Annotated in this window: 10 protein-coding genes; 7 read left to right on the plus strand and 3 right to left on the minus strand. The window is 44.6% G+C overall.

Annotation, left to right across the window (positions count from 1 at the left end; translation table 11 throughout):
- Positions 1 to 175: 175 nt before the first annotated feature.
- Complete coding sequence (locus tag FPZ44_RS19770) at positions 176 to 787, plus strand: acetate uptake transporter (protein ID WP_144993071.1); 612 nt, start codon at positions 176 to 178, stop codon at positions 785 to 787.
- A 115-nt stretch (positions 788 to 902) separates the two neighbouring features.
- On the opposite strand, the gene FPZ44_RS19775 is transcribed toward FPZ44_RS19770, so the two are convergent.
- The gene (locus FPZ44_RS19775; RefSeq protein WP_144993074.1) at positions 903 to 1,232 is read right to left on the minus strand and encodes a winged helix-turn-helix transcriptional regulator; all 330 of its coding nucleotides are present in this window, start codon (positions 1,230 to 1,232) and stop codon (positions 903 to 905) included.
- Positions 1,233 to 1,494: 262 nt separating this feature from the next.
- Here FPZ44_RS19775 and zwf point away from each other — a divergent pair, with 262 nt between their 5' ends.
- The 4 genes from zwf to FPZ44_RS19795 all read left to right on the plus strand — a co-directional run bounded on the left by zwf (position 1,495) and on the right by FPZ44_RS19795 (position 6,845).
- Positions 1,495 to 3,018, plus strand: coding sequence for a glucose-6-phosphate dehydrogenase (gene zwf / locus FPZ44_RS19780; protein WP_144993077.1), 1,524 nt, complete (start codon positions 1,495 to 1,497; stop codon positions 3,016 to 3,018).
- A gap of 544 nt (positions 3,019 to 3,562) precedes the next feature.
- Positions 3,563 to 4,456, plus strand: coding sequence for a phosphogluconate dehydrogenase (NAD(+)-dependent, decarboxylating) (gnd, locus tag FPZ44_RS19785; RefSeq protein ID WP_144993079.1), 894 nt, complete (start codon positions 3,563 to 3,565; stop codon positions 4,454 to 4,456).
- A 236-nt stretch (positions 4,457 to 4,692) separates the two neighbouring features.
- Positions 4,693 to 5,343 (plus strand): fructose-6-phosphate aldolase, encoded by a 651-nt coding sequence (gene fsa, locus FPZ44_RS19790; RefSeq protein WP_144993082.1) that lies wholly within the window; start codon positions 4,693 to 4,695, stop codon positions 5,341 to 5,343.
- A 155-nt stretch (positions 5,344 to 5,498) separates the two neighbouring features.
- Complete coding sequence (locus FPZ44_RS19795) at positions 5,499 to 6,845, plus strand: glucose-6-phosphate isomerase (RefSeq protein WP_144993085.1); 1,347 nt, start codon at positions 5,499 to 5,501, stop codon at positions 6,843 to 6,845.
- 1,109 nt (positions 6,846 to 7,954) lie between these two features.
- Here the strand turns inward: FPZ44_RS19795 and FPZ44_RS19800 are convergent.
- Together FPZ44_RS19800 and FPZ44_RS19805 are read right to left on the minus strand one after the other, a co-directional pair.
- Positions 7,955 to 8,944 carry a glycoside hydrolase family 130 protein gene (locus tag FPZ44_RS19800; protein WP_144993088.1) on the minus strand — a complete coding sequence of 330 codons (990 nt, stop codon included), beginning with the start codon at positions 8,942 to 8,944 and terminating at the stop codon, positions 7,955 to 7,957.
- A 291-nt stretch (positions 8,945 to 9,235) separates the two neighbouring features.
- Positions 9,236 to 10,297, minus strand: a complete 1,062-nt coding sequence (locus tag FPZ44_RS19805; RefSeq protein ID WP_144993091.1) for a LacI family DNA-binding transcriptional regulator — start codon at positions 10,295 to 10,297, stop codon at positions 9,236 to 9,238.
- Positions 10,298 to 10,558: 261 nt separating this feature from the next.
- On the opposite strand from FPZ44_RS19805, the gene FPZ44_RS19810 reads away from it, so the two are divergent.
- Both FPZ44_RS19810 and FPZ44_RS19815 read left to right on the plus strand, forming a co-directional pair.
- Positions 10,559 to 11,269, plus strand: a complete 711-nt coding sequence (locus tag FPZ44_RS19810; RefSeq protein WP_144993094.1) for a response regulator transcription factor — start codon at positions 10,559 to 10,561, stop codon at positions 11,267 to 11,269.
- Positions 11,256 to 12,341, plus strand: coding sequence for a sensor histidine kinase (locus FPZ44_RS19815; RefSeq protein WP_144993097.1), 1,086 nt, complete (start codon positions 11,256 to 11,258; stop codon positions 12,339 to 12,341). Before FPZ44_RS19810 ends, FPZ44_RS19815 begins: the two co-directional genes overlap by 14 nt.
- Positions 12,342 to 12,581: the final 240 nt, after the last annotated feature.

Raw genomic sequence — 12,581 nt, forward strand, 5'->3', positions numbered from 1 at the left:
AGTGACGGCGTGAATAGAAAGGTGTTTTTTGCACATATTTTAAAATGCAGTGAAATGTAAATTGTTACAAGTGTATTTGATATATTCACCAGTAGTGCGGTGTGATAGAATATCTCTTGGTGTTTTTTTTCGGAGTATGTAAATAGATAAACAATGGATAGGGGTATTATTGAAAATGCAGACAGAGCAAAAAGTAAAAATTACGACGGCAGATCCAAGTGCTATCGGTTTGTTCGGCTTGGCAATCGTTACACTCGTCGCTTCTTCCCAGAAGCTCGGATGGACAGAAGGAACTTCGCTTATTATTCCATGGGCGATCTTCTTGGGTGCATTTGCACAGTTGTTCGCATGTATTCACGATGCTAAGAAAAACAATACGTTTGGTACGACTGCTTTCGGTGCATATGCATTCTTCTGGCTTGGGGTATCGATGACATGGATGATCCAACATGGTATGTTCGGTGAGTCTATGGCACAAGCGGCTGATACACATCAGCTTGGTATGGCATTCGTTGGTTACTTGATCTTCACGATCTTCATGACAATTGGCGCAATGGAAACACATAAAGTATTGTTCTTTATTTTCGTGCTAATCGACTTCTTGTTCATAGGTCTTTCCCTTGATGCATTTGGCATCATGTCGCCATTCTCGCATACGCTTGCGGCTGTATCCGAGTTGTTGATCGCATTGCTCAGCTTCTACGGTTCCGCAGCAGCGGTATTGAATACACATTTCGGTCGTACGTTCTTGCCAGTTGGTAAGCCGTTCGGTATTTTCAAAAAATAAGGTTGATATGAATAAAGGCGTTCCTTACTGCTTGCTGCAGAGGGACGCCTTTTTCGTATGTCTTGGTAGTTGCGGTTGGTTGTTTGCTGGTAGCGATGATGTGTGGTAGAAAGGCTTACAGCCACTTTTTTGCCCATTGCTCTACAGGCACAAGTGCCTTTCCTAATTCCGTTCCTTTTATCGTAAGTGAATACTCGGTACGGATCGGGCGAGTAGGAATAACATTTCGATTGATGATTCCGCAGTCTTCTAGCTCCTTGATGCGTTCGTTCAGCACGCGCTTGCTGAGGTCAGGAATATAGGCGTGAATCTCACTGAATCGTTTAGGCCCATCCAGTAGTGTATGAATAATTAATCCAATCCACTTTTTCCCGATTAACTGATACGAATATTCGATCTTATCGCATAAAGGGCAGTCTTCTTTTCTCTTCTTTTCCTCATCCATCTCTATTTCCTCCTTCATCTAGTTATTAATAGTAATCAGGTTATCACCAATTATGATTTGTAAATTTAGCATACTTTATCATAGAAAACGCTAACAAGAAAGAGAAAGTTCTAACGTTCACATTTTAGACAAAAAAAGGTTGACGAATGATTCCGAGAGGGGTATGATGTTTTCGTAAAGTAAATAGGTTATAAAAAGTAACTAACATCATAAATATAAACCAGTTAATGTAAGGTTGTTTGCATATAAGGAGGAGAAAGAGATGGAACCAGCAACTTTTGTCCTGTTCGGCTCGACAGGCGACTTAGCGAAGCGAAAAATATTCCCCGCTCTATTTAACCTTTATATAGATGGGAAGATGCCGTCTGCATTCTCCATTATCGGTATGGGGAGAAAGCAGATTGAGCATACGGAGTTTCAACAAACGGTACGTCAGTCTCTAGAGACATTTTCTCGCCGTGAGCCAAGTGCAGCGAAGCAGCTTGATTCTTTTTTGCAAGCGATACGCTATCAGGTATTAGATGTAACACGATCCCAAGATTATAAGAAGCTGCTTGAGATCGTGACAGATAGAGAAGCTGAGCTGAATCTTCCGCAAAACCGAATGTTCTATCTTTCGGTTGCCCCTGAATATTTTGATACGATTGCTCAAAATATTAAGCTTAGTGGTTTGGGGGATACAACAGGCTGGAAGCGACTCGTTATTGAGAAGCCATTCGGTCATGATCTCGCATCTGCTCGTGAATTAAATAAGCGTCTGAGCAAGGCATTTGCAGAAGATGAAGTGTTCCGCATTGACCATTACTTAGGCAAGACGATGGTTCAGAACCTTGAAGTGTTGGAAATTTCCAACCCAGTCCTGCATGCGCTTTGGAATAATCGCTACATTAATAATGTGCAGATTACAGCAAGTGAAACGGTAGGGTTGGAAGGCCGAGCAGAGTACTATGATCAGGCTGGAGCTATCCGTGATATGTTCCAAAATCATATGCTGCAGCTGCTTATGATGATCGCGATGCATTTGCCTAAAGGAAGTAAGGCAGAGGATATCCGCAATCGTAAGAAAAGAGTGCTGGAAGCTCTTCGTCCTCTACAGAAGGAAGAGGTGGCTGCCTCTGTTGTTCGTGGTCAGTATGAAGTAGGAACGGTTAATGACAAGCCAGTCGTGAGCTATATCGATGAGCCGGGTATTGATTCTTCTTCGCAAAATGATACGTTCCTTGCAGCGCGTCTATGGATTGATGACACGTTCTGGAGTGAAGTTCCGTTCTATATCCGTACGGGCAAGCGAATGAAAGAGAAGTCTACTCGAATTGTGATCGAGTTCAAGGACCCGATGAACAAATATTATACGCAAGATCCATCTGAACCAGAACGTCCGAATCTACTGGTCATCGAAATTAGCCCTGAGGAGCGAATTACGCTCCAGTTGAATAGCAAAAATGTTGCAAAAGGCGAAGGCGTTGAACCAATTCAAATTGACTACAAAGTTGCAAAAGAGATGCCGGAAGCCTATGAGAATTTGATTTATGATGCTTTTCGTGGTGATGCTTCCTTCTTTGCACATTGGGATGAAGTTGAGTTGTCTTGGAAGTTTGTACAGCCTATTCTTGAAGCTTTCGAGGAGAATCTCGTTCCCTTGTACAAATACAAATCAGGAAGCTATGGTCCGGCCGCATCGGAAGGGCTCGTTGGTCAAGACGGCAACACATGGTGGTTGGATTCGGAAGTTGAGCCTGCTGTTAAGAGTGGGGAGAACCTGAAAAAGCAACCTGTAATGGCCTGATTGGGCACGACGGTTTCACGGTTTCCGCGTTTTATTGGGTATCTACCTGTTAGAAGGCAAGAAACCTATACCGAAGGAAGTGACTGCAACAGCGCATCGAGGTAGTCGAGCGTCCTAGGTGCAAAGCTGAGTCATAGATTCGAAGCAGAAGCAGTGCAACAATTGCACAACGGTTGCCACAGAGGTTATTCCGTGGATGTGGATCGATTTTGAAATGTAACGGGCGTCAGTGAGCTTAATTGTCAGAGTGAGCGATATCATTCACCATTTTTACTAAAATAAGCTCGACTACAACCGTTACAAATCTGGAATGGGCTATTTCACGAAAATAACGTCCATGGCGCTCGCTAGCGGAATTGCAGAGGTATTGCACAGGTCTTGCACAAGTATTCCACAATGTACCGTGCATCGCAGTCTATAAATACTTTTTCAAAGTGGTTGCATGTGTATTGGTTAAATATCAGGTATGAAAAAGTCTAGAACATTAGCGTTGATGCTATTTGCAATATAAACAATATAAAGAACATTGGTGGAGGGAAACAACATGAAAGTAGGATTAGTTGGATTAGGAAAAATGGGCCACAATCTTGGCCAGAACTTGCTCGACCATAAGCATGAGGTTGTTGCATTCGACCTTAACAAGCAAGCAGTAGATGAAATGAAGTCTTTTGGCGCCACGGGTGCTTACACGCTTGAGGAATTGGTGCAGGCAATGGAAACGCCAAGAGTATTGTGGATCATGGTACCTCATGGTGTGGTTGACTCTGTCATCGATCAATTAACGCCACTGCTGTCTGCAGGCGATATCATCATCGAAGCGGGTAACTCACACTTTAAAGAATCGATCCGTCGCTACGAACAGTTGAAAGAGAAAAGCATTCGCTTCATGGATGTCGGCACGTCCGGTGGTATGGAAGGGGCTCGCAACGGAGCTAGCTACATGGTCGGTGGAGATGAGGATGCATGGCAGCATGTAGAGCCTATTTTCCGTGATACAGCGGTCGAGAACGGCTATCTGTATGGTGGACGAGCTGGCAGTGGTCATTTTTTGAAAATGGTTCACAACGGTATCGAGTATGGCATGATGGCTGCAATCGGTGAAGGCTTTGAAGTATTGGAGAAGAGCGACTTTGACTTCGATTATGAAAAAGTAGCACGAGTATGGAACAACGGCTCCGTTATTCGTTCATGGCTGATGGAGCTTACTGAGCGTGCTTTCTCCAAAGATGCGAAGCTTGATGAAATTAAAGGCGTTATGCACTCTTCTGGTGAAGGAAAATGGACGGTTGAGACAGCGCTTGATCTGCAGGCGGCTACTCCTGTAATCGCAATGTCATTGTTGATGCGTTATCGTTCACTAGATCAAGATACGTTCAACGGCAAAGTGGTTGCAGCGCTTCGCAATGAATTCGGCGGACATGCTGTAGAGAAGAAGTAATTGAATTCAAAAGTGGGAAAGATCGTTTAAGACGCGGTTTAATAAAGTTAAAGTACTGAATAACCACTTAGTACAACATGGAGTAGAACTTTAAATAACACGATGAGATTCTATTTGGCACGATAGGTCACCAACATCGATGTAACGATATAACCTTTTGTTAGTTGATAGGTAACACGAACGATTTTCTTTTCTAAATAAAACTTTACGTACACGAAAACAGGGAGGGTATTATCATGAAATTTTTCTTGGATACAGGCAATATGGAAGAAATCACACGCATTAGTCGTCTAGGTCTTGTTGACGGTGTAACAACGAATCCGTCTATTATCGCGAAGGAAAAGCGTCCATTCAAGGACATCATTCAAGATATTGCACGTCTTGTACCTGGTCCGGTCAGTGCGGAAGTTATCGGTACGACAACCGAAGAGATGATTAAAGAAGGTCGCGAAATTGCCACTTGGGCGCCCAATATCGTCGTTAAGCTTCCATTAACAGAGAGTGGACTAGAGGCAACGTATCAACTTTCTCAAGAAGGTATCAAGACGAACGTGACGCTTGTATTCTCAGCTGCACAAGGCTTGATGGCCGCTAAGGCAGGAGCGACTTATATTAGCCCATTCGTAGGTCGATTGGATGATATCGGGGTTGACGGGATGAAGCTCGTTCGTGATTTGAAGGCTATTTTGAGCGAGTACAACTTCTCTACCGAAATTATTGCTGCCAGCATTCGCAGTATTGAGCATGTTGAACAAGCAGCACTTGCTGGTTCTCATATTGCAACGATTCCAGGCTCTCTATTGCCTTCGTTGTGGAAACATCCGTTGACAGATATCGGCTTGGAGCGATTCTTGAAAGACTGGGCTTCTGTACCGCAAACGAAGTAATAGGTGTGGGGTTAATTGTGAAGCTAAATGTCATACTAAGCTAGGTGTGTTGCAGACTATGAAACAAAGTATGACCATGTATCTGAACGATGGGGAAACATTGTGCGCATGCGCATGAAGTCGCGAACGTCTAATTAACGAGGGGGAGACCTACATTGGCTATTTCATTTGACTATTCGCAAGCACTGCCTTTCATGGAGGCTAGCGAAGTTGATTATATGAGTGAGTTTGTGCGAACAGCGCATAATTTGCTGCATGAGAAGAAGAGCCCTGGCTCTGACTATCTTGGTTGGATTAATCTGCCGCACGAATATGACCGTGAGGAGTTCGCTCGCATTAAGCAAGCAGCGGCTGCAATTCGTGAGCATTCCGATGCGCTGGTCGTTATCGGAATTGGCGGCTCTTATCTGGGGGCGCGAGCGGCAATCGACTCGCTGTCACATACGTTCCATAATGAGATGGCAGGCAACACGCGTATTTATTACGTTGGGCATCACTTAAGTTCAGATTATGTGTCTGACCTATTGGAGCTGCTTGAGGGTAAAGATATTTCTGTTAACGTGATCTCCAAGTCGGGAACGACGACGGAGCCAGCTGTTGCATTCCGATTGTTCCGTGACTATATGGAACGCAAGTACGGTAAAGACGGTGCGCGCAAGCGTATCTTCGCAACGACAGACAAAGCGCAAGGAGCTTTGCGCACATTGGCAGATGAAGAAGGTTATGAGACGTTCGTCATTCCTGACGATGTCGGTGGCAGGTTCTCGGTGCTAACAGCGGTAGGGCTGCTGCCGATCGCAGTAGCGGGTATCAACATCGATCAGATGATGGCGGGTGCTGCTGCAGCTGCTGAGCGATTCAGCAATCCTGATCTAGCGAGCAATCCGAGCTATCAATATGCAGCGGTGCGTAATGCCTTGTATCGCAAAGGCAAATCGATTGAGCTGCTTGTGAACTATGAACCAGGTTTGCACACGGTGTCAGAATGGTGGAAACAGCTATTCGGTGAAAGTGAAGGCAAACACCAAAAAGGATTGTTCCCAGCATCTGTCGACTTTACGACTGATCTTCATTCTATGGGACAATACGTGCAGGAAGGCCGCCGCGATCTGATCGAGACGGTGCTGCAAGTAAGTAAACCTCGTCGTGAGATTACAATTGAGAGCGATCCTGCCAACCTTGATGGCTTGAACTTCTTATCTGGTATGACGATGAATGAAGTGAATCGCCGTGCATTCCAAGGCACACTGCTTGCGCATGTGGACGGCAGCGTGCCGAACTTGGTTGTTACGCTGGATGAGTTGAATGCATACACATTTGGCGAGATGGTATACTTCTTCGAGAAAGCCGTTGCGATTAGCGGACTGCTGCTCGGGGTTAATCCATTCGATCAGCCTGGTGTAGAAGCGTATAAGAAGAACATGTTCGCTTTACTCGGCAAGCCGGGATATGAAGAAGAGCAAGCCATTTTGCTGAAGCGATTGGAAGGTACAAACGTTTAAGCGGGAGAGCAGCGTGAGAACCATTGAGTACTTGCAAGTGCTTGTAAGTGTCTTATAAGTAATGTAGATACCTATAAGCGTCTGTAAGTACTGTAAGCCGCTATAAGTGCCATAAGTGCCTGTGAATACTGTAAGCGCCTATAAGTGATAGTAAGTATCATTGAGCACTAGTAAGTACCCGTGTCCAACTATCGCACCCACTATCTATCGCAACTATGGTACCCTACAGCCATAGTCAGCGATAGTTGGAGGGAGAGCGTAGCTGGCGGAGCAGATTTCGTTACCTTTGACGCATAGTTACTTTTTGAGCTTAATAGTTGCTTTTAGTGCTCGTGGCTCGTGCTCATAAGGCGAAATATCCAGCTATTTTCATTACGCATAAAACCCCCTTATTATTCTCAGCTGAGGCGATGGCTAGCCGACCAGCTCGATAATAAGGGGGTTTTTCACGGTTATTAGTGCAGACTTCATCATTTGCTGCTTTGAGGTTGTTGGGTTGTTGCGTTACATGGTGAAGATGATGTGGCGAGGCTTGGGGCTTTCTTCCGAATTCTTTAACGGTCGCTATTGATGTTATTTTCGCAAAATCGACCATATTTGAATGCTAACGGTCGTAATAGCGCTTATTGAGGCAATATCGATGAATGATAGCGCTAAACCTGACAAATAAGCTCACTGACACCCGTTACATTTTTAACATCGGCTAATATGAAGAAATAGCCTCTGTCGCAACCGTTAGGTTCAGTTGCTTCATTTCACTTTCGAAGATATATAAATCCCCCTGCATCGAGGGCACGAATACAGGGGGTGGGGTTACAAAGAAAGCGCGAACATGGTTCGTGAATTCTTTGTGATACATAATATAAAGATAACATGTGAGTTATCGATAAACAAACCCATTAGCTAACATATAAGTAAAAAAGGATGATAATCAGCGACAGCAAGCGAATCTATACCATTACATATTGCCGTATACACTTCGTCGCTGTCTGTTTACTCAACGGTTAGCGCAGCTAATCAATGGGCATCTCAGTCATGCGTTCTAGGTCACGCGTTACAGCTGTTATCGTAACTGCACGATGCTCGATTACTATTACTATCTATTGTAACTATTCTACGCGAGAGTTATTCTTCACGAATTCAATAATTTCATCGACATAACCGAATGCCACAGCCGTTACTGTATCAGCAGCACCGTAGTAGATTGCGATACGGCCTGTCTCCGAATCAACGAGCGATGCACAAGGGAACGCTACGTTCGGTACGTCGCCTACACATTCATAGAGTGTAGATGGTTGCAGCAAGTATGGCTCGCTGCGGTACAGAACTTTCCAAGGCTGCTCCAGATCAAGTAATGCCGCGCCAAATGCATAGACGAAGCCATTGCAGGAGTTAAGTACGCCGTGGTAGATCATCAACCAGCCTTCGCTAGTTTCGATCGGGATCGGGCCTGCGCCGACTTTCTTGCTCTGCCAGCCACCCATTGGTGCCATAACGTGACGGTGACGGCCCCAGAATTCCATATCAGGGCTTTCACTGTAGAAAATATCCCCGAATGGCGTATGTCCAGTATCAGACGGACGGCTCAACATCGCATAATTACCGTTAATTTTGCGTGGGAACATTACCCCGTTGCGGTTGTACGGCAAGAATGCATTTTCCATCTGGTGGAATGTCTTAAAGTCATGTGTATAAGCTGTACCGATTGTTGGACCGTGGTAAATGTTGCACCATGTTACTACGAAACGATCTTCAATCCAGCATACGCGTGGATCATAGCCTTCGATGAAGTTACCGATCTCAGGATCGTCACATTCGAACTTAATTGGCTCAGGATTGATCTCCCAGCTAAGTCCGTCTTTACTGAACCCTGCATGCAAACGCATGTAACGATTGCGGTCGTCGCAGCGGAATACGCCAGCAAAGCCATCTTCGTAAGGTACGACTGCACTGTTGAAAATACTATTCGAGTTCGGCAGCAAGTCGCGAGGAATGACTGGATTTTGGCTGTAACGCCACAATACGTCCTTATGTCCTTCTGGACGCTCTTCCCATGGAATGTTAGGCATGCTAGGACCGACAATGTTCACTTTGCTCATGAAGAAATACCTCGCTTTAGATGAAGGTTATACGCTTGATGTATTCAAAGCGTGTTAGGTGACATACATTGCGAATTCAATAAGGTTTACATTTGTCAACTTGCTGGATGATGTTCTTGGCAAAATAGAGTAGAGAGCGTGTTGTTGTTGTGTTTTTACTCGCCAAGACGCTTTGTTCATCCATTACTGACAGCGTTTTCTTTCACATCTAAAATGTAAAATAAAATGCACACTATGTCAACGAATAGTGTGCAAAAATAAGGTGTAATTTGTTTAGTTTTTGTGTACGAATTAAAGTTTGTTGATATTCCATACTTTTGCAGCCAGTCTAATTAGCTCGAAGGGGCGTTCAGGATAACGAATACGCCACATCAACTGCTCTGCCGCACGCATGCCCATTTCGTACATCGGAACGATAACGGTAGGAAGGGTTGGGTGGATCAAGGATATTTCAGCAATATGATCAAATCCAGTCAACATAATTTCCTCTGGTACTTCTTGATCCTCTTGTCGCAGCAAATGCAGCATTGTCAGCGCAATTTCGTCATTGACGCATACAAAGGCAGTTGGACGTTCCTTCATTGCTGCTAATGATTGGCGAAGAGAATGCTCATTATAATGATTCATAGGATCGTTGCTCGTTATACCATACTTCTCTTCTATGAGCAGGTGGTGGTCCTGCATAGCACGCTTAAACCCAAGCCAGCGTTCTTGGAAGCTGAGGCATGAACCGATATCACCTACAAATCCAAGCTTGCGATGTCCTTGGGCTATTAATGCAGACGTGATTTGATAGACGCTGTCTTCATTATTCACGAGCATTACATCTGTGTGAAGCTCATTCATCGAGAAGCCGGCATAGGTATCGATGAACAAGGCAGGTATATCGCTTTGCGCAATGAGCTGGTAGTACTCTTTTAAAAATGGCCCGATCATGACGATACCTGCTGACTGTTGTTCAGCTATGATGTCAGGCAGTTGGAGCGCTTGCTCATCCTCTCGGTCGACTAGTGTCATCGTCACCATATAGCGGTGCTCTTTCAGCGCTGCGTTCATGCCTTTCAGGAACTGCGACCAATAAGAGTTATTTACATAATCCGAATGGGATAGTAATGAAATAATGCGGTTGCCTGTTGCAGAAGCTCGTTCAGGCTGCATGGCAGCGGTGTGCGCTTCCAATTGTTCTAATATGTCGGGAGGCAGCTTCGTATAGCCCATATCTACTGCATGTTGAATGATGCGTAAACGGGTATCCTCGCGCAAGCCTGGTTCGTTGTTCAGTGCTTTCGATACGGTATTGCGTGATAACTGCATCGCATCGGCAATATGTTGTTGGGTAATCTTCCGGGTCATAGCGAATCTCTCCTGTATGTTCTGTCCCTAGTTAGCGTTACAATTCAAAAGTATATGATAACTTGACAATATTGACAAATGTAAAGTTTACGAAAAGATGATGATTTTCTGAAGTTCAGTTCAACTTTCTAACAAGGGATTTATCCTATGCTACACTATATATGTTGAATACGAGTATGGACCTTTATTGATGAAAAGTGATAGCTGAACGAGATAGATAAAATAGCGGGTTGAACCATAGAGAAGGGATGAATTGTGGGCATGACAACCATTCTAGTCGTAGATGACGACCGTGAGATCGCGAATTTGATTCGCATTTATGTAACAAATGAAGGATTTAACTGCCTTATGGCACATGATGGAGAAGAGGCAATTCAGCTGTTGGAGAAGCATGATGTGAATTTAGTTGTGCTTGATGTGATGATGCCGAAGCTGGATGGCTTAACGGCTTGCCGTATTATACGTGAGCAGCATGCTTTGCCAATTCTGATGCTGAGTGCGAAGACGGAAGATATGGACAAGATTATGGGGTTAATGACAGGGGCGGATGATTATATGACGAAGCCGTTTAACCCTTTGGAGCTTATGGCTCGCATCAAGTCATTGCTTCGTCGTTCGTACCAGCTGAACCAGCGATTACAGGTCGGCGGTTCTGGTTCCGCGAAGACTGCGCAGCATGTGATCAGACTTGGCGCGTTGGAGATCGATAAAGAGCAGCATCGCGTAAATGTGGATGGTCAGCAGATCCATCTTACATCCATTGAATTTGATATTTTGTATACGATGGCCAAGCATCAGGGGCGTGTATTTCGGGCAGAAGATATTTATGAATTGGTTTGGAACGAGCCGTTCCAAGGGGCGCATAACACCGTGGCGGCCCATATTAGCAAACTGCGGGACAAGCTGAAGCGCAGCGGGCATTCCTGTATTCAGACGGTGTGGGGAGTGGGGTACAAGATTGAATTGGACTAAACAACTGACTTGGAAGCTGCTTATTAATGTAGTGCTTAGTATTCTACTGGCAGGAGTAACGGTAGTTGCTCTGCTGCTGTTGAGCGTTTTATTTGCAGAAATGTTTACTATAGTACGAGATATTCTTAACGCTATTGCTGATAATATCCCTCCAGAGCTGTTCATTGTGGGTGCATGTTTGTTCTTTTTCTTCTTCTATTATTATTTGTTAATGCGATTGACGGTTAAGCGTATTAACCAAGTTATTATAACGGTTCAGTCGATTGCGGATGGCAATTTGGAACAACGAATTAAAGTACATTCTGAAGTGGATGAGCTCGGTAAGCTGGAGCAAAATTTAAATGAGATGGCGCATAAATTGCAATACTCTATCGAGGAAGAGCGACGGGCCGAGCGAACAAAGTCTGAGTTAATCACGAACGTTTCTCATGATTTGCGCACACCGCTCACTTCGATCATTGGTTATTTGCGTCTTGTAGAAGAAGACAGATATCGCGATGAAATTGAACTACGACACTATATTCGTATCGCTTATGAAAAGTCAGAAAGCTTGCATCTGATGATCGAGGACTTATTCGAATATTCGCGCATGAACGGCGGCATGAATCTGCAAACGCAGCGTGTAAATGTAGCGGAGCTAGTCAGTCAACTGTTCGTACACTATCAGGTTCCGGTAGAGGAATGTGGGATGACATTGCGGATGCTCAATGCACAGAGGCCTGCATATGTGAATGCCGATACGTTGAAGCTGGTCCGTGTATTTGAGAACTTGCTGTCCAATGGCATGAAATATGGAAGAGACGGACACTTCATTGATATGGTGGTTCATTCCGATCCTGTGGAAGCTAAAGTAGAGATCATTAATTATGGGGAGCAGATTCCGCAGGCTGATCTGCCGCATGTATTCGAACGCTTCTACCGAGTTGATAAGTCGCGGACGGGGGATAAGCGCGGGTCAGGTCTTGGTCTTGCGATCTCCAGCACCATTATTGAACTGCACGGTGGACGTATTTGGGTAGAGAGTGATGTGGAGGCAACTCGCTTTATTGTTACCCTGCCGCGAGTGCCGTAACGTGATTAGTAAAAATAAAGAATGTAAAGATACAGAAGGTGCAGACGATGCTCCAACGGTTACGTGGGCATGGTATTAAAATTACTTTAGTGGCGTAGAAGTATGCTAAAATAGCCCCCAAAGTCCATGTTATTGTGGATGTTCGGGGGCTTCGTTGTATGGATTGATATACTCATCTTTGCTCTCTCATCGTGTTTGTGACAAATCTGCATTTAAATTCCCAGCTTATCGATAAATAAG

It is taken from the genome of Paenibacillus agilis (assembly GCF_007786455.1).
GTDB lineage: Bacteria > Bacillota > Bacilli > Paenibacillales > Paenibacillaceae > Paenibacillus_B > Paenibacillus_B agilis.